This is a genomic window from Rhodoferax sp. GW822-FHT02A01, from assembly GCF_038784515.1.
In the GTDB taxonomy this organism is placed as follows: domain Bacteria; phylum Pseudomonadota; class Gammaproteobacteria; order Burkholderiales; family Burkholderiaceae_C; genus Allorhodoferax.
This window is the reverse complement of the sequence record NZ_CP152376.1, coordinates 1,520,124-1,536,344: the sequence shown is the minus strand read 5'-3', so window position 1 is coordinate 1,536,344 and position 16,221 is coordinate 1,520,124. Positions and strand designations below refer to the sequence as shown.

General features: G+C 60.9%; 17 protein-coding genes. 11 read left to right on the top strand and 6 right to left on the bottom strand.

The window, feature by feature from the left end; genetic code table 11:
• Positions 1-34: 34 nt before the first annotated feature.
• The gene (locus tag AAGF34_RS07240; RefSeq protein ID WP_342619943.1) at positions 35-1,588 is read left to right on the top strand and encodes a GGDEF domain-containing protein; all 1,554 of its coding nucleotides are present in this window, start codon (positions 35-37) and stop codon (positions 1,586-1,588) included.
• Positions 1,589-1,624: 36 nt separating this feature from the next.
• Positions 1,625-2,203: an NnrU family protein gene (locus tag AAGF34_RS07235; RefSeq protein ID WP_342619942.1), complete on the top strand. Its 579-nt coding sequence runs from the start codon at positions 1,625-1,627 to the stop codon at positions 2,201-2,203.
• A 17-nt stretch (positions 2,204-2,220) separates the two neighbouring features.
• Here AAGF34_RS07235 and AAGF34_RS07230 read toward each other — a convergent pair whose 3' ends face one another.
• From AAGF34_RS07230 to AAGF34_RS07220, 3 genes are all read right to left on the bottom strand, one after another.
• A complete protein-coding gene (locus AAGF34_RS07230) occupies positions 2,221-2,430 on the bottom strand; it encodes a DUF2788 domain-containing protein (RefSeq protein ID WP_342619941.1) in 210 nt (69 codons plus the stop codon).
• Complete coding sequence (locus AAGF34_RS07225) at positions 2,430-3,281, bottom strand: DUF2189 domain-containing protein (protein ID WP_342619940.1); 852 nt, start codon at positions 3,279-3,281, stop codon at positions 2,430-2,432. Before AAGF34_RS07225 ends, AAGF34_RS07230 begins: the two co-directional genes overlap by 1 nt.
• Before the next feature lie 156 nt (positions 3,282-3,437).
• Positions 3,438-3,953: a Spy/CpxP family protein refolding chaperone gene (locus AAGF34_RS07220; protein ID WP_342619939.1), complete on the bottom strand. Its 516-nt coding sequence runs from the start codon at positions 3,951-3,953 to the stop codon at positions 3,438-3,440.
• 192 nt (positions 3,954-4,145) lie between these two features.
• On the opposite strand from AAGF34_RS07220, the gene AAGF34_RS07215 reads away from it, so the two are divergent.
• Positions 4,146-5,063, top strand: a complete 918-nt coding sequence (locus AAGF34_RS07215; RefSeq protein WP_342619938.1) for a recombination-associated protein RdgC — start codon at positions 4,146-4,148, stop codon at positions 5,061-5,063.
• 36 nt (positions 5,064-5,099) lie between these two features.
• Here the strand turns inward: AAGF34_RS07215 and AAGF34_RS07210 are convergent, their stop codons facing one another.
• Both AAGF34_RS07210 and AAGF34_RS07205 read right to left on the bottom strand, forming a co-directional pair.
• Positions 5,100-5,549 carry a glycine zipper domain-containing protein gene (locus AAGF34_RS07210; protein ID WP_342619937.1) on the bottom strand — a complete coding sequence of 150 codons (450 nt, stop codon included), beginning with the start codon at positions 5,547-5,549 and terminating at the stop codon, positions 5,100-5,102.
• A 114-nt stretch (positions 5,550-5,663) separates the two neighbouring features.
• Positions 5,664-5,858: a heavy-metal-associated domain-containing protein gene (locus AAGF34_RS07205; protein WP_342619936.1), complete on the bottom strand. Its 195-nt coding sequence runs from the start codon at positions 5,856-5,858 to the stop codon at positions 5,664-5,666.
• Between the two features lie 142 nt (positions 5,859-6,000).
• On the opposite strand from AAGF34_RS07205, the gene AAGF34_RS07200 reads away from it, so the two are divergent.
• Both AAGF34_RS07200 and AAGF34_RS07195 read left to right on the top strand, forming a co-directional pair.
• Complete coding sequence (locus tag AAGF34_RS07200; RefSeq protein WP_342619935.1) at positions 6,001-8,271, top strand: heavy metal translocating P-type ATPase; 2,271 nt, start codon at positions 6,001-6,003, stop codon at positions 8,269-8,271.
• A gap of 10 nt (positions 8,272-8,281) precedes the next feature.
• Positions 8,282-9,484 carry a YbfB/YjiJ family MFS transporter gene (locus AAGF34_RS07195; protein ID WP_342619934.1) on the top strand — a complete coding sequence of 401 codons (1,203 nt, stop codon included), beginning with the start codon at positions 8,282-8,284 and terminating at the stop codon, positions 9,482-9,484.
• A gap of 21 nt (positions 9,485-9,505) precedes the next feature.
• On the opposite strand, the gene gstA is transcribed toward AAGF34_RS07195, so the two are convergent.
• A complete protein-coding gene (gene gstA, locus AAGF34_RS07190) occupies positions 9,506-10,117 on the bottom strand; it encodes a glutathione transferase GstA (RefSeq protein ID WP_342619933.1) in 612 nt (203 codons plus the stop codon).
• A gap of 186 nt (positions 10,118-10,303) precedes the next feature.
• On the opposite strand from gstA, the gene AAGF34_RS07185 reads away from it, so the two are divergent.
• The 6 genes from AAGF34_RS07185 to AAGF34_RS07160 all read left to right on the top strand — a co-directional run bounded on the left by AAGF34_RS07185 (position 10,304) and on the right by AAGF34_RS07160 (position 16,202).
• Positions 10,304-10,849, top strand: a complete 546-nt coding sequence (locus AAGF34_RS07185) for a cytochrome b (protein ID WP_342619932.1) — start codon at positions 10,304-10,306, stop codon at positions 10,847-10,849.
• A 236-nt stretch (positions 10,850-11,085) separates the two neighbouring features.
• Entirely contained in the window at positions 11,086-13,164 is a 2,079-nt protein-coding gene (gene mnmG / locus AAGF34_RS07180; RefSeq protein WP_342619931.1) for a tRNA uridine-5-carboxymethylaminomethyl(34) synthesis enzyme MnmG, read from the top strand.
• A complete protein-coding gene (gene rsmG / locus AAGF34_RS07175) occupies positions 13,164-13,841 on the top strand; it encodes a 16S rRNA (guanine(527)-N(7))-methyltransferase RsmG (RefSeq protein WP_342619930.1) in 678 nt (225 codons plus the stop codon). The genes mnmG and rsmG overlap by 1 nt, the downstream gene beginning before the upstream one ends.
• Positions 13,842-14,211: 370 nt before the next feature.
• Positions 14,212-14,826 (top strand): LysE family transporter, encoded by a 615-nt coding sequence (locus tag AAGF34_RS07170; RefSeq protein ID WP_342619929.1) that lies wholly within the window; start codon positions 14,212-14,214, stop codon positions 14,824-14,826.
• Between the two features lie 5 nt (positions 14,827-14,831).
• Positions 14,832-15,614 carry an AAA family ATPase gene (locus AAGF34_RS07165; protein WP_342619928.1) on the top strand — a complete coding sequence of 261 codons (783 nt, stop codon included), beginning with the start codon at positions 14,832-14,834 and terminating at the stop codon, positions 15,612-15,614.
• Positions 15,615-15,650: 36 nt separating this feature from the next.
• On the top strand, positions 15,651-16,202 hold the full coding sequence (locus tag AAGF34_RS07160; protein ID WP_342619927.1) for an alpha/beta hydrolase: 552 nt from the start codon (positions 15,651-15,653) through the stop codon (positions 16,200-16,202).
• Positions 16,203-16,221 lie beyond the last annotated feature (19 nt).

Genomic DNA, 16,221 nt, shown 5'->3' with positions numbered 1-16,221 from the left:
AAAGCGATACAAAACGCAGCAGGTAGGTCCAGTTATGAGTGAAAAAAAACCATTTGAAGTTGCCAGGGAAACGCTCAAGCAGTTGACAGCCCGCAAGCTTGCTCCCACGCCTGTGAACTACAAGGCCATCTACAACGAGATCGCCGGTATTCCCTCGGTGGAGCAATTCCCTATCAATGAACTGCGTAGCATCGCCACTGCCTTGCAGGCCAAGACACCGGGGCAGCAAAGACAGAAGGGCCTACTGGAATCCGCCATTGAGCGCATGAATTGGGACGGTGTGCGCGCTGCCATGGTTGCCTATTCCGGCTTTACTCCGGTTGGTGGCAACGAATCTGCGGGTAGCGCCGGTGTGCCGATTGCTGTTGTGTCGAGCGAACCCTTGTCAGCACCGGCCCTGACCAATGAGTTTCTGTCTCACATCGGCCGTCTCATTGAGTATGCACAGCCTGCCTTGGGTACGGACGATGCACGGTTTGTGGAACAAACCCATCAGTTGACCAAGATGCTGAGGCAACCTGGTGTGGACGTGACTGCCGCCAAGCAGATGCTGGTCAACTACAGCCACCGTCTCTCTTTCGTGGCCGAGGATCAGGCGGAAATCAAGAAGACGCTGCTCAAGTTGCTCAATCTTGTTTTTGAGAACATTGGTGACCTTGGGGTGGAAGACCAATGGCTCAGTGGCCAGATGGATGCGCTTAAGGCAGCGTCCACGGAGCCATTGAGCCTGCGTCGCCTGGACGATGTGGAACGTCTGCTCAAGGACGTGGTCCACAAGCAGAAGGATGCCAAGCAAAGAACCCTGGAAGCGCAAAGTGAAATGCGCCAGATGCTGGCAGCTTTCATTGAGCGGCTATCGCAGATGTCGCAATCCACCGGTGCCTATCAGGAAAAGCTGGAAGAGAGTGCGCGCCTGATTGAGTCAGCCAAGACGCTTGCTGAAATCGCACCGGTACTCAAGGAAGTGGTGGGGGCAACACGTGTCATTTCCCAGGACGCTTTGCATGCGCGTGATGAGTTGCAAACCATGCGGGAACAGGCCAACAAGACACAGGCCGAAATTGCCAAATTGCACCAGGAGCTCGATCGCGTCAGTACCCAGGCGCGCCATGACCCATTGACTGGTGCCCTGAATCGACGCGGTTTGGAAGAAGCGTTAGAGAAGGAAATATCCACGCTGCGCCGCAAGGAAACGCCGCTGAGCATTGCCATGCTGGACATTGACAACTTCAAGGCAATCAATGACGCAAAGGGCCATGAGACCGGTGACTCGGCGCTGGCGCACTTGGCCCAGGTGGCACGTGAGTGCATGCGCCCGCAGGACACGCTGGCGCGTTTTGGTGGTGAGGAGTTTGTCATTCTTCTGCCTGATACGCCCCTGGACAAGGGAGTGGAGGCGATGACCCGTTTGCAACGCGAGCTGACCAAGCGTTTTTTCCTGGCCGGTACCGAAAAGATGTTGATTACCTTCAGTGCCGGCGTGGCGCAATTGGCCAGTGATGAACCGGGCATGGAAGGCATACGCCGTGCGGACCAGGCCATGTACCTTGCCAAGCGCGCGGGCAAGAACCGTGTGGTCGGTGCCTGATCAGGCTACGACATTCTTCATATCGAGAGCAACACCATGGCTTATCTGATTCTGGGACTGGTCCTGTTTCTGGGTGTGCATTCCGTGCGGATCTATGCCGACGGATGGCGCACGCAGACCATTGCCCGCGTGGGAGAGAACGCCTACAAGGGTGCTTATTCCGTGATGTCCCTCCTGGGTTTCGGTCTGATTGTCTGGGGCTTTGGCATTGCGCGTGATACGCCCACACAGATCTGGTTGCCACCCCAGCCGATGCGCCATATTGCAGCGCTGTTCAATGTGATTGCCTTTGTTCTTCTGACAGCAGCCTATGTGCCTGGCAATGCCATCAAGGCGCGAGTGCACCACCCCATGGTGTTGGGCGTCAAGACCTGGGCTCTGGCGCACCTGATTTCCAATGGCACCCTGGCTCACATGGTGCTGTTTGGTGCCTTCCTGGCCTGGGGCGTGCTGGACTTCATTAGTTCACGCCGTCGCGATCGTGCACAGAACACGCAGTACCCTGTTGGCACGGTTAATGCCACGCTGGTGACGGTTGTTGTGGGAGTGATTGCAGCCGGATTGTTTGCCGTGTGGCTGCACGGCCTGCTCATAGGCGTCAAGCCGTTCGGCTAGGGCTTGTTGTCGGGACTTCAGCGGGTCAGGTACCACTGGATCAGGTACTTGGCTACAAAGCCCACCATGCCAAACGCCAGCCCGAGAAAAATCACAAAGGTGCCAAAGCGGCCAGCCTTGGACTCCCAGGCCAGATGGCCGATGATGAACAGCATATAGAGCATGAACCCGCCCACCCCGAAGGTGAGGCCAAAGGTTGCGATCTGCTCTTCAGAAAAACCAAACATTAAAGATTACCAAACTGACTATCGGGTGCGGACAGAGCCTCTCGGGCCTCGATATGGGATACGTCGACCAAGTCGCGATAAGCATGCCAACTGGCGTGCCCCAGCATGGGGATGACAGGTATCAGACCCAACAGCAGTGAGCCCAGACCCAGCATTGTAAAAACCATGATGATGGCGGCCCAGAGCGCCATGGGTGCCGGGTTTTCCAGCACGGTTTGCCAGCTGGTCAATATGGCCTGCATCAGCGTCACGCGGCGATCCAGCAGCAGCGGCATGGCTACCACGCTGGAGGCGAACAGGGGAGCGGCCATCACGCCGCCCACGGCCAGCCAGATCTCGAACAGCCAGTTGTCGGACGCCAGCACCACGTGGTGCACAAAGTCTAGCGGGCTGTTGATGGGAACAGGCGCCAGCAGGGTGATAAGGGCGGCAGACGTGAGCACCCAACCGGTGGCTGCCGCACCAAGAAGAAGACCGAACTGCACCATGCACCAGTAGTCACTGTCCCATTTGTTGAAGTGACTGTGCTGCCAGTTCAACCAGGTTTTCAATACGACGGACAGATTGGCTTTTTCCCGACGCTCTATGGCCCGGCTCAGGGCATACAAGCCGGTTGCCAGCACGGGAGCGATGACCATGAAGCCCGACAAGGCGCCAGCCAGCAGCCAAAAACGATGGCGGGCAATCGCAATGATGATGATGCCGGCAATCGTGAGCGCCAGTCCATGGAACACGCTGACCCAGCCTGAGCGGACCACGTCGCGCAAACCTTGCACCAGCCAGATCAGGGGTTGCATCATCCCAATGGTCTTGATCCTGGGTGCGCTGTTGGATGGTGTGGGAGTAGGCATGGCGATAAGGTGAAGAGTGTAGTGCCGACTTCATCTTAGCGGCTTGATGCCAGTCAAGTGGGTAGGGGATGCACCAAGAAAAACGCCTTGATGGTCAGCATTCCATCAAGGCGTTTCCAGAGGACCGAACCGTGCACTGCGCACGGTCGCGCAAGCCTATGGCTTGGGTGGCGTCAAGGCCTTGCCGCTGGTATCCGCAGGGTGCATTTTGTGGAAGCGTTCTCCACGCTTGTCCATCCTGGCGTGCTCTGCGTCAAAGGTCTTTTGCTGTTCCGGTGTCAGAGCCGCATAAAAGGTCTTGGTCGCATCGGCGCGTTTGTCCATTTCAGCTTCCATGGCCGCCATGTGCTCCTTGCGCAGTGCACGCATCTTGTCGATACGTTCGGGGGTGGTGAGCTTGTCCAGTTCGGCACGGTCGGGGCGTGTTCCAGGCAGATTGCTTGGCGGCTTCATGCTCTCGGTGAAGGCGTTCCAGGCGGGTTCCTGGCTGGCAGTGATCTTGAGCTTGGCCTTGAGTTCCGACAGATGCTTGGCATGCATTTGGGCCATCTTGGCCGGGTCCCGGTGCATGCCGTCGGGGCCCATGGGACCGGCATCCATTTGTGCAAAGGCGGCACCGGCAGCAGTTGCCATCACACCTGCGAGGACCAGAGATTGAATCAGTTTTTTCATGGTGTTTCCTTGTATTCAGAGGGGTCGGAGCGAACATCGGCTTCAACCTGGAGTCCAGTGTGCGCCCCCTTTGTATCGCCACGATGGTGCGGCGACAAGGCTATGTAAAGTTGCATGAAAAAGCGGCATGCGCTTGCGTTGACAATAGGCCCTCGCGCAGCAAATCCTGCGCAGTCAACAAGAAGGAAATCTGTGTTCAAGAATGTGATGATGTACCGCATGCTGCCTCCCTGGAGCGTGACGGTTGCGCAGCTGGAAGCGGCACTGGAGCCGGCCCGTTTTGTGGAGTGTGCAGGGTCCCAAGAAAAGTCAGTGGGTTGGGTGGAGCCGCGCGGTGTGGCCCATGGCCCCTTGGTCGAAGTCGTGGGCGGACAGTGGATTCTCAAGCTGATGGTGGAGAGCAAGGTTTTGCCCGCCTCGGTGGTCAAGCGTCGTGCGCAGGAGCAGATTGCCCAGATTGAAGCCACCACCGGACGCAAACCTGGCAAGAAAGAGTCGCGCGAAATCCAGGAAGATGCCCGCATGAGCCTGCTGCCTATGGCCTTTACCAAGCAGGGTTCGGTTACGGTGTGGATCGATCCTCAGGCCGCACTGCTGGTGCTGGATGCAGGCAGCCAATCGCGCGCTGATGAAGTGATGACCTGCCTGGTCAAGGCCATCGATGGTTTTGCGGTGAAGCTGATAGACACCCAGGTTTCACCGGCTGCGGCCATGGCCCAGTGGCTGGCGACCAAGGAAGCCCCACCGGGCTTTACCGTGGACCGCGAATGCGAACTCAAGGCGGCCGATGAATCCAAGGCCGTGGTGCGTTACACCCGCCATGCGCTGGATACGGACGAGGTGAGCGAACACATTGCCCAGGGCAAGATGCCCACCCGTCTGGCGCTGACCTGGAATGACCACGTGTCCTTTGTGCTGACCGAGGCGTTGCAGCTCAAGAAGGTTGCGGTGCTGGATGTGGTGTTTGAAGCTGCCGCTGCACTTTCATCGGACGGCAAGGACGACAACTTCGATGCCGATGTGGCCATCGCCACGGGAGAGCTGCAAAAACTCATTCCCGATCTGCTGGAGGCGCTGGGCTCCGAGGTGCAGGGCACACCTGCAGCATAAGCAGCCCCTGCGGGCTGCTAGGCGGTGCAAGTGCGCTTAATCGTGGCGATCCCAGCCACGGTGTTCACCACCATGATGGTCCCAGTCGTGACGTTCCCAGCGGCGCTCATCCATGTAGCGACCATGCTCGCCCCAGCCGTGGCGACCATAGTCCGGAGCCGGGTAGTAGTTGACGCGCTCCACCACGCGGTAGCCATATACAGGAGTTGGGCGGGGTGGCTCGGTGTAGACCACGGTGCGCTGCGGTTCGCGACGACGTTCGCCGTTGCTGGCAATCACTACACCCGTGGCACCGCCAACGGCTGCACCGATCACGGCACCGTCACGGCCGCCCACCGACTGGCCGATGAATGCGCCGGCCACTGCGCCCAGTCCGCCACCCAGGATGGGGTTGAGGTTGTCAGCGTGTGCGCCCATGCCGGCCAGGGCCAGCGCCAGGGTGGCGGCAATGCGCGTCGTCGTGCGAAGGTGTGTAGTGGTCAACATGGCAGCTAGGGGCTGAAGCCCATACCGACAGAAGTGCCGGTTTATGGCTGTTCAACGGCAACCGCTGCCCCGCGATGACGCTATTAACAAGGTCTTACAACTTGGGATACCTCGTTACGCGACGACGTAGCCTTCTTCCGTGATGGCATGTGCCAAGGCCTCGCGCGGTTGTTCGGAGACCACTTCCACCCGGTTCTGGGGGCGGTCAATCTGCACTTGCGCTTGGGGGTCGACCTGCAAAATGGCCCGGGTCACGGCCTTTTCGCAATGGCCGCAGGTCATTCCGGTAACGGTAAAAGTCTGGTTCATGGCATTTCCATTCAAGGTGATTCAGATAAGGGCATAGTGTGAACCTTTCCACTATGGCAAAGTCAAGCGCCCATGAGGCTTGTGGTGCCGATCAGCAAAACACCTTGACCTTGCAACCGTGGGAAGCTTTAGGCTCCTGTCTATGAACAACGAACCCACTACGACAAGTATTGATCTAGGCATTGGTGGCATGACCTGCGCTTCCTGCGTTGCCCGGGTCGAGCGTGCCTTGAAGAAGGTGCCGGGCGTGGCTCAGGCCACCGTCAATCTGGCGACCGAGTCGGCCCGCGTGGAGCTCCGCGTGGGCGAGCCTGCGGTGGGAGGTGGGCCTGTGCCTGCCGACAACATGGAAGCCCGCTTGCGCCGCGCCGTGCGCGATGCCGGCTATGAGCCGCGTGCGGCCGATGCCATGCTGCGGCCCGGTGAGCAGTCGCGCTGGCAGGGTTTTGCGCCCATCGCCTGGGGACTGGCGCTCTCTGTGCCGCTGGTTTTGCCCATGCTGGGTGAATTATTGGGTTATCACTGGATGCTGCCCGCGCTGTGGCAGTTCCTGCTGGCCACACCGGTGCAATTTGTGCTGGGCGCGCGCTTCTACAAGGCGGGCTGGCACGCGCTGCTGGATTGGAGCGGCAATATGGATTTGCTGGTGGCCGTGGGCACAACCGCAGGCTGGGCGCTGTCGGTCTGGCTCTGGCTCACGGCGGAGCCCGGTGCCATGGTGCATCTGTACTTTGAAGGGTCGGCGCTGGTGGTGACACTGGTGCTGCTGGGCAAATGGCTGGAAGCAGGAGCCAAACGCCAGACCACTTCAGCCATACGCGCCCTGCATGCGCTGCGACCGGAGACGGCCCATTTGGTGGGTGTCGATGGCGAAACGGATGTGCCGGTGGAAGAAGTGTTGCCGGGGGATCGGCTGGTAGTCAAGCCGGGTGAACGCTTTGCCGCCGACGGCGTGGTTCTGGAAGGGCAGACCCAGGTCGATGAATCCATGCTGACTGGCGAATCCCTGCCGGTGGCCAAGGAGCCGGGAAGTCTGCTCACGGCCGGTTCCATCAACGGCGATGGCTTGGTGCACATGCAGGTGCAGGCGGTGGGCGCCGACACGGTGCTCTCCCACATCATTCGCCTGGTGGAAGACGCGCAGGCGGCCAAGGCGCCGATTCAGCGCCTGGTGGACCAGGTCAGCGCGGTCTTTGTGCCGGCGGTGCTGGGCATTGCGCTGGTGACGCTGCTGGGCTGGTGGTTCAGCGGCCATAGCTTTGAGCTATCCCTGATCAACGCGGTGGCGGTTTTGGTCATTGCCTGCCCCTGTGCTCTGGGACTGGCCACGCCGGCGGCCATCATGGCCGGCACCGGTGTGGCGGCCAAATACGGCATTCTGATCAAGGACGCAGAAGCACTGGAGCGCGCCCATCAGGTGGATACGGTGGCCTTTGACAAGACCGGCACGCTGACGGTGGGCAAGCCCAAGCTGCTGGAACTGGCGCCAGTGCCGGGTGGAGATCGCACTGAGGCATTGCTACTGGCAGCGAGTCTGCAAAGTGGCTCGGAGCATCCCCTGGCGCGCGCCGTGCTGGCATCTGCCACCAAGGAAGGGTTGCCACTGGCAACGCCGACCGATGTCAGTGCCGTGCCTGGTCGCGGCATGCAGGGCGTAGTGCAGGGCAAGACCTTGCTGCTGGGCAGTCTGCGTTGGATGGAGTCGCTGCAGGTGGAGCTGGGTTCGTTGGCTGCGCAGGCTGCGTTGTGGCAGTCGCAGGGGTCCACGGTGTCCGCGTTGGCCGAGCGTGTGGCGCAGCCCGGTGCCCGGCCCGATGAAGGAACTGTAGTGCTGCGTGCCCTGATGGCCTTTGGGGATGAGCCCAAACCTGCTGCGAAGCAGGCGCTGGCGGAATTGCGCGCCCGCGGTTTGCGTCTGGTCATGATCTCTGGAGACAACCGCGGTGCTGCCGAGGCCATGGCGCGCCAATTGGGACTCAAACCCGAAGACGGTGAGGTGCTGGCCGAGGTGCTGCCTGGCGACAAGGCGGCGCAGATTGCGCAGCTGAAGCAGGGTGGGCACACGGTCCTGATGGTGGGTGATGGTGTGAACGATGCGCCCGCCCTGGCCGCAGCGGACGTGGGCATGGCCATGGCCAATCCGGATGGCGGTGGCACCGATGTGGCCATGCATGCAGCGGGTGTGACGCTGATGCGTGGTGACCCGCTGCTGGTCGCCGCGGCGCTGGATATTTCCGCCCGCACCGTGCGCAAGATCCGCCAGAATCTGTTTTGGGCTTTTGCTTACAACGTGGCCGGTATTCCGCTGGCCGCTCTGGGTTTTCTGAACCCGGTATTTGCCGGTGCCGCCATGGCGCTGAGCTCGGTCAGCGTGATGAGCAATGCCTTGTTACTCAAGCGCTGGAAACCTTGAGAGGCCGACTTTGTCCGAAATCCCGCGCTCCCTGATTGCTTTGGCCCTGGCCCTTGCGCTGGGTGCAGCGGTATCGCTGGGTATCACCCGGTTTGCCTACGGTCTGCTGTTGCCCACGATGCGCCAGGACTTGGGCTGGTCGTATGCGCTGGCCGGGGCCATGAATACCGCCAATGCGATGGGCTATTTTCTGGGCGCGTTGGCCTGCCCGTGGTTGATGCGCAAGTGGGGGCCTTCGCTGATGCTGTGTGTTGGCGCCCTGTTGGCAACAGCTTTCATGGTGGGCAGCGGTTTTGTGACGCAAACCGACGCCCTGTTGCTGCAGCGGCTGCTGGCGGGCATTGCCAGTGCCCTGGTGTTTGTGGCGGGAGGTTTGCTGGCTGCTCGCCTGGGCGCGCGTGATCCATTGCATAGCGGATTGCTGTTGGGGCTGTACTACGGTGGCACCGGCGTGGGCATTGCGCTGTCCAGCGTCGTGGTGCCCACGGCACTGGATGCGGCACAGGCAGCTCTACACGGCTGGCGCTGGGCATGGTGGGCGTTGGGCGCGGTCTGCCTGCTGTTCAGCCTGGTCTTGCTGTGGCCGGCGCGGGTGATGGCAGGTTGGGAAGCACCCGCCTCGAACGGGTCGGGGCCTGCCGTGCACTTTCGCTGGCGCCAATTTGCCTTTGGCCTGAGTGGCTACACGCTGTTTGGTGTGGGCTACATCGGTTACATGACCTTTGTGGTGGCGCTGCTGCGCAGCCAGGGCCATAGCGCGACGGAGATCACCGTGTTCTATGCCCTGCTGGGACTGGCGGTGATGGCCTCTTCCCGCATTTGGGCAGGTCTGCTGAGCCGCCACCATGACGGGCGCCCTATGGCCTTGCTCAATGCGCTGTTGGGTCTGGCCACGCTGCTGCCGGCGTTGACGCAGTCCTGGGGCTGGGTGCTGCTATCCGGCATGGTGTTTGGCGGGGTGTTTCTGTCGGTGGTCGCATCGACTACTGCGCTGGTACGGCATAACCTGCCGCATACCGCCTGGGCCTCCGGCATCAGCGCGTTCACAGTGGTGTTTGCTGCGGGTCAGATCATTGGCCCGACGGTGGTGGGCTGGATCGCAGACGGAAGCGGCGGGCTGGAACGCGGGCTGGTGTTTTCAGCCAGTGCACTTTGGCTGGGCGCCGCGCTGGGCTTGCGCCAGCGTGCGCTGCCAAAGTCTGCGGCGCATTAGCCGCAGACTTCTGAGAACGAGTTACTTGAGCAGGCCTTCGGCCTTCATGGCGGCTTGCACGGCCGGGCGGGCGGCAACGCGTGCACGGAAAGCCAGCAGGTTGGGGTAGCCGGAGAGGTCCACCGACAGGAACGGCGCCCAGTTGGTAACCGTGAACAGATAGGGGTCGGCCACGCTGAAATGGTCGCCCAGCAAATACTGTTTTCCAGCCAGTTCGCTGTCCACCCATTTCAGGCGACCATGCAGACGCTCCAGCAGCACGGGTTTGAATTCGGCTGGTGTGGCGGGGTTGAACAGAAAGCTAAAGCCGCCTTTGTGCAGTTCGGTGCCGATCATGGTCAACCATTCCTGTAGCTTGTAGCGCTCAAAAGTGCCGTTGGCCGGTGCCAGCTGTTTGGCGGGAACGAGGTCGGCGATGTACTGGACGATTGCCGGGCCCTCGTGCAGGCGGCGGCCATCATCGAGTTCCAGCAGAGGCACATAGCCCAGGGGATTGATGGTGTAGTAGTCGGTGCCGTCTGCCAGCTTGTGAGTCTTGGTGGGTGCGGAAACGGCTTCGAACGCCAGGCCGGATTCATACAGAGCAATATGGGGGGAGAGCGAACACGCGCCGGAGGAGTAATAGAGTTTCATGCTGCACCTTATAAAAGTTATGGGGTTGGAGGCTGCCTCAGTCGGGGGCCTGAGACAGGGCGCCATGGTATTCGGATTCAGCGACTCTTGCCGGACCCGGGCTCTTTACCGCGTGTTCAGCCGGCCTTAACGTGGCGGCAGGCTGTGTGGCATAGAGTAGGGGCTTCTCAACTATTTCTTGTTCCGATGCAAACCAAGACAAGCCCCGTGTCACGCTACAGCACACCCAGCGTGGTCATGCACTGGCTGATGCTGCTGGCATTCATAGGCCTTTATGCGGCCATCAACCTGACCGACGTCTTTCCCAAGGGGAGTGATGGCAGGCAGTTGCTTAAGAACGCGCATTTTTCATTGGGACTTCTGGTGTTCGCGCTGGTGTGGTTGCGCATTGTGTTCCGTTTGATGGGCACGACTCCGGCCATAGTCCCTGAGCCACCCGCCTGGCAGGAGAAGCTGGCCAAGCTGGGCCATCTGGCGCTCTATGTCCTGATGGTCGTGATGCCCTTGATTGGCTGGGCTGCCCTGAGTGCACGTGGCAAACCCATTCCCTTCTTTGGCCTGGATTTGCCCGCGCTGATGGGAGAAAACCGGGAACTGGGCAGCACCCTGAAGGAAATCCATGAGTTGGGTGGAAACATCGGTTATTTCCTGATTGGCGGCCATGCTGCCGCGGCGCTGTACCACCACTATTTCATGAAAGACACTACGTTGCTGCGCATGAAGCTCGGCTAATTGCTCTGGCACCGGCTGTGGTGGCTGGCATAATGCTATAGAATTAATAGCAAAAACCCCTTGCTGCGGATTCTGAAATGGGCTTCGCAATAGCGCGAGAGGGGTGGGTTCGTGGATCAAGGGGCATGGCCGAATTCCGGGGTACTGCCTGAAATTGCAGCAAACGGTAGAATCGCAGGCTCCCCCTCCTGCCTGTTTGCGCCGCGCCTTCTGCGCCGCGCCCCATTGGATCCACCATGCTCTACCCAGATTATTTCGATGTCATCGTCGTTGGCGGCGGCCATGCCGGAAGCGAAGCGGCATTGGCTGCTGCGCGCATGGGCTGCAAGACCCTGCTGCTGACCCACAACATCGAGACCCTGGGTCAGATGAGTTGCAACCCTTCCATTGGCGGGATTGGCAAGGGTCATCTGGTCAAGGAAGTGGACGCTCTGGGCGGCGCCATGGCGCTGGCCACCGATGAGGCCGGCATCCAGTTCCGCATTCTCAACTCCAGCAAAGGTCCGGCCGTACGCGCCACCCGTGCCCAGGCGGACCGGGTGCTGTACAAGGCGGCCATACGCCGCATGCTGGAGAACCAGCCCAACCTGTGGCTGTTCCAGCAGGCGGTGGACGACCTGCTGGTGGAGGGCGAGCGGGTTGTCGGTGCGGTGACGCAAGTGGGCATCCAGTTCCGCGCACGTACCGTGGTGCTGACGGCAGGTACCTTCCTGGACGGCAAGATCCATGTGGGCCTGAACAACTATGCGGCGGGCCGCGCTGGAGATCCACCCGCGGTTTCCCTGAGCGCACGGCTGAAGGAACTGCAACTGCCGCAAAGCCGCCTCAAGACGGGCACGCCGCCGCGCATCGACGGGCGCAGCATCGATTTTTCCAAGTGTGAGGAGCAGCCCGGCGACGGCATGCCCGGTGGCATGAGCGCCCAGATGCCGGTGTTCAGCTTCATGGGCAATGTGCAGATGCACCCGCAGCAAATGCCGTGCTGGATCACCCACACCAACGCGCGCACCCACGAGATCATCCGCAGCGGCTTTGACCGCAGCCCCATGTTCACCGGCAAGATCGAAGGGGTAGGACCGCGCTATTGCCCCAGCGTGGAAGACAAGGTCAACCGCTTTGCCGACAAGGACAGCCACCAGATCTTTCTGGAGCCCGAAGGCCTGACCACGCACGAGTACTACCCCAACGGCATTTCCACCAGCCTGCCTTTTGACATTCAGCTGGCTTTGGTGCGCAGCATGCCCGGACTGGAAAACGCCCACATCCTGCGCCCCGGTTACGCCATCGAATACGACTACTTTGATCCGCGCTCGCTCAAGAGCAGTTTCGAAACCCGTCAGATTGGCGGCCTGTTTTTTGCCGGCCAAATCAACGGCACCACCGGCTATGAAGAGGCCGCAGCGCAAGGCCTGTTCGCCGGGCTGAATGCCGCGCTGCAGGCGCGCGCTATGGGCGGTGGCAACGATTCCGCCAGCGCCGCAGGAAGCATCACGTATACCGACAGCACCTGGCTGCCAGGCCGGGACCAGGCTTATCTGGGCGTACTGGTGGATGACTTGATCACCAAGGGTGTGACCGAGCCCTACCGGATGTTTACCAGCCGCGCCGAGTTCCGGTTGCAGTTGCGAGAGGACAATGCCGATGCCCGCCTGACCGAAGTGGGTCGCCAACTGGGGCTGGTGGACAACGCCCGCTGGGATGCGTTTTGCCGCAAGCGCGATGCTGTTTCACGTGAAACAGAACGTCTGCGCAGCATCTGGGTCAACCCGCGCAACCTGGCGCAATCAGAGGCTGAGCGGGTGCTGGGCAAGGCGATTGACCATGAGTACAACCTGGCCGATCTGCTGCGCCGGCCGGATGTGAACTACGCCAAGCTGATGTCCTTGGCGGATGGCAAGTACGCCAATCCGGAGCTGCCCGTCGTGGCCGGGGAATCTGGTGCGGATACGGCAGACTTGGAGCGGGAAGCCTTCGTGGCCTCCGTGCTGGAGCAGGTGGAAATTGCCGCCAAGTATTCCGGCTACATCGATCGCCAGAAAGACGAGGTGCAGCGCGCATCCCATTACGAGAACCTGCGCCTGCCGGCTGAGCTGGATTACATGCAAGTCTCGGCCTTGAGTATCGAGGCGCGCCAGCGCCTGAACAAATACCGACCCGAAACCCTGGGCCAGGCCTCGCGCCTCTCAGGCATCACACCCGCCACGATCTCGCTGCTGCTGATCCATTTGAAGCGCGGCAATTTCCGCGGCTTTGCCGACAAGGGTGAGCTGGGTAGTGAAGCAGCCATTGCCGCCACGGCAGAGGCAAGCCACTGATGCGCGCCATGGAATCGGATCTGCGCTCTGGGGCTGCTGCGCTGGGGCTGTCCCTGACGGACGCACAATTTGCCCAATTGCTGGACTACATGGAGCTGATCGGCAAGTGGACCAAGGTCTACAACCTGACCGCCGTGCGCGATCCGGCGGAAATGCTTACGCACCATCTGCTGGACAGCCTGGCGGTGGTGTTGCCGCTGCAAAGGCAGTTGGGCCAGATGTCGGCAGCGGGTGCCCTGCGTGCAGATGCGCCGGTTCGTCTGCTGGATGTGGGCTCCGGTGCTGGACTGCCAGGCGCTGTGATCGCCATCTGTTGCCCGCAAGTTTCCGTGCACTGCGTGGACACGGTGGCCAAAAAGGCCGCCTTCATCCAGCAGGTGGCCGTGTCCTTGAAGCTGCCCAATCTGCGCGGTATCCATGCGCGCGTGGAGAATCTGACGGAAACCTACGACGTGGTCAGCTCCCGAGCTTTTGCTGCACTAGTCGACTTTGTGAACTGGTCGATCAAATCGCTGGCAGAGCAGGGCGTGTGGATGGCCATGAAAGGCAAGCATCCGGCGGATGAGATGGCGGCCCTGCCTGCGGGGGTGGAAGTGTTTCACGTGGAACCATTGGTGGTTCCGGGGTTGCAGGCTGAGCGCTGCATTGTCTGGATGCGGCACCGTTTGCCTACCTAAATCGCACACGTGGTTGGCGGGATCAGACGGTTTGGGTACTCTGCGCCGCTCGTGTCCCCCGGCCTTCGGCCTCCTCCTTTACCTCGCTCTGCAGAGCACCCAAGCCACCTGATCCGGGGTGGTGCAGGCACGCAATCGATGCGAGCCAGTCCTCCTGCACAAGGGATGGGATGGGTGCCAAAGCGAGGTAAAGGAGGAGCAGAGGGCAACGCCCTCTGCGGGGGACACGAGCGGCGGTACCCATCCCATCCCTTGTGTGGGCGAATGAAAAGGCGCCATTCGAATCCGCTTCGTCAACCCAAGCTGCTGCCCAAAACAAGCACAACAAAAACCTAACGTAAACTCAGCTCTCCCTTTTGAAAGCCCCACCATGCTCGGCGTTACCGATTACGGCACTTTTGTCGTCACAGTCATTGTGTTTCTGGCCATTCCCGGACCAGGCAATCTGGCCCTGGTCACCAGCACCAGCAAGGGTGGCATGGCGGGCGGATTGGCGGCAACTTTGGGTGTCATTCTGGGCGACCAGGTCTTGATGTGGTCGGCTGTGGCAGGTGTGGCGGCCTTGCTCACCGCCTACCCGGAGGCCTTTGCTGCAGTGCAGTGGCTGGGTGCCACCTACCTGGCCTGGCTGGGTGTGAAGATGTTGCTGGCCAAGCCCGGTGCAGCTCCAGTCATCCATATCAAGCCCGGCCATTACCTGCGCCAAGCCATGATGATCACCCTGCTCAACCCCAAGGCGATTCTTTTCTACATGGCCTTCTTCCCGCTGTTCGTGGACCAGGCGCACCAGCAGGGCGTGGTCACCTACGGCCTCATGGCTGCCACCATCGCGGCACTGACTTTTCTCTACGGGCTAGGCGCCACGCTGCTGACCTACTTCCTGGCCGAACGCATGCGCGCCAATCCCAGGATCGGACAGGTGCTTGAAAAAGTGGCCGGTGTCTTCCTGTTGGGCTTCGGTATCAAGCTGGCACTTTCCAAATAGGCACCATGAAAATATTCTGCATCGCCAACCAAAAAGGGGGAGTGGGCAAGACCACGACCACCGTCAACCTGGCAGCCGGTCTGGCAAAAGTGGGCCAGCGCGTGCTGATGATTGACCTAGACCCACAGGGTAATGCCACCATGGGTTCCGGCGTGGACAAGCGCAAGCTGGAGCTCTCGGTGTACGACGTCCTGCTTGAGTCTGCCACTATTGCCGAAGCCCGCGTGCAGAGCGATAAGCTCAAGGTCGCCGGTTGCGGCTACGACATCCTGGGCGCCAACCGCGAACTGGCAGGTGCCGAGGTGGAGCTGGTGGAAGTGGAGCGGCGCGAACGCCGCCTCAAGACCGCCATCGCCGCGGTGGCCACCGAGTATGACTTCGTGCTGATCGACTGCCCGCCGTCCTTGTCCATGCTCACGCTCAACGGACTGTGCTGCGCCCACGGCGTCATCGTGCCCATGCAGTGCGAATACTTTGCGCTCGAAGGCCTGACGGATCTGGTCAACACCATCAAGCAGGTCAAGGCCAACCTCAATGACGACCTGCAGATCATCGGTCTGCTGCGCGTCATGTTCGACCCGCGCATCACTTTGCAGCAGCAGGTCAGCGACCAGCTCAAGGCGCATTTCGCCGACAAGGTGTTTGATACCGTTATCCCGCGCAATGTGCGCCTGGCCGAGGCACCCAGCTACGGTGTGCCCGGCGTGGTGTTTGACATCAACTCCAAGGGCGCGCAGGCCTTTGTGGCCTTCGCCCAGGAGATGGTGGCCCGCATCCAGACGATGTAGCTATCAAATTTGTAGCAAATGATTTTCACTGAAGCCATGTCTGATCCCAAAGTGCTCCTCTTGCCCGGATGGCAAAACTCCGGGGATGCCCATTGGCAAAGCCGCTGGGAAGCACTGTATGGCGACCAGCGGGTGGAGCAGCATGACTGGATGCGTCCGCTGCGGGGTGACTGGATCGCGCGCTTGGAAGAAGTGCTGCTGGAGCAGACAGCGCCCGTGATCCTGGTGGCCCACAGCCTGGGCTGCATGCTGACCGCAGCCTGGGCCGCGCATTCGCGCAACACCCAGAAGGTGCAGGCCGCCTTTCTGGTGGCGCCGGGCGATCCGGAGCGCGAAGAGCTGCAAGGCGCGCTCAAGAGCTGGACGCCCATCGTCACCCACAAGCTACCGTTCCCCAGCCTTCTGCTGGGAAGCCACGATGATCCGTACTGCAGCTTTGAGCGTGCCCGCCATTTTGCCGACGCCTGGGGCGCGGAATTCATCGACTACGGCGCACGCGGCCATATCAACGCCGATTCGGGCCTGGCCGACTGGCCAGAAGGTCGCGCGTTGCTGCAGCGCCTGGTGCAGACCAGCGCACCCCAATAAACCACAACAAGGAAAACAC

Coding starts and splice junctions, on each gene's coding strand:
- AAGF34_RS07185 (WP_342619932.1), top strand. CDS start 10,304: ATGCAAACCAAGACAAGCCCCGTGTCACGCTACAGCACACCCAGCGTG.
- AAGF34_RS07170 (WP_342619929.1), top strand. CDS start 14,212: ATGCTCGGCGTTACCGATTACGGCACTTTTGTCGTCACAGTCATTGTG.
- AAGF34_RS07200 (WP_342619935.1), top strand. CDS start 6,001: ATGAACAACGAACCCACTACGACAAGTATTGATCTAGGCATTGGTGGC.
- AAGF34_RS07225 (WP_342619940.1), bottom strand. CDS start 3,281: ATGCCTACTCCCACACCATCCAACAGCGCACCCAGGATCAAGACCATT.
- AAGF34_RS07240 (WP_342619943.1), top strand. CDS start 35: ATGAGTGAAAAAAAACCATTTGAAGTTGCCAGGGAAACGCTCAAGCAG.
- rsmG (WP_342619930.1), top strand. CDS start 13,164: ATGCGCGCCATGGAATCGGATCTGCGCTCTGGGGCTGCTGCGCTGGGG.
- AAGF34_RS07205 (WP_342619936.1), bottom strand. CDS start 5,858: ATGAACCAGACTTTTACCGTTACCGGAATGACCTGCGGCCATTGCGAA.
- AAGF34_RS07210 (WP_342619937.1), bottom strand. CDS start 5,549: ATGTTGACCACTACACACCTTCGCACGACGACGCGCATTGCCGCCACC.
- mnmG (WP_342619931.1), top strand. CDS start 11,086: ATGCTCTACCCAGATTATTTCGATGTCATCGTCGTTGGCGGCGGCCAT.
- gstA (WP_342619933.1), bottom strand. CDS start 10,117: ATGAAACTCTATTACTCCTCCGGCGCGTGTTCGCTCTCCCCCCATATT.
- AAGF34_RS07165 (WP_342619928.1), top strand. CDS start 14,832: ATGAAAATATTCTGCATCGCCAACCAAAAAGGGGGAGTGGGCAAGACC.
- AAGF34_RS07230 (WP_342619941.1), bottom strand. CDS start 2,430: ATGTTTGGTTTTTCTGAAGAGCAGATCGCAACCTTTGGCCTCACCTTC.
- AAGF34_RS07220 (WP_342619939.1), bottom strand. CDS start 3,953: ATGAAAAAACTGATTCAATCTCTGGTCCTCGCAGGTGTGATGGCAACT.
- AAGF34_RS07160 (WP_342619927.1), top strand. CDS start 15,651: ATGTCTGATCCCAAAGTGCTCCTCTTGCCCGGATGGCAAAACTCCGGG.
- AAGF34_RS07235 (WP_342619942.1), top strand. CDS start 1,625: ATGGCTTATCTGATTCTGGGACTGGTCCTGTTTCTGGGTGTGCATTCC.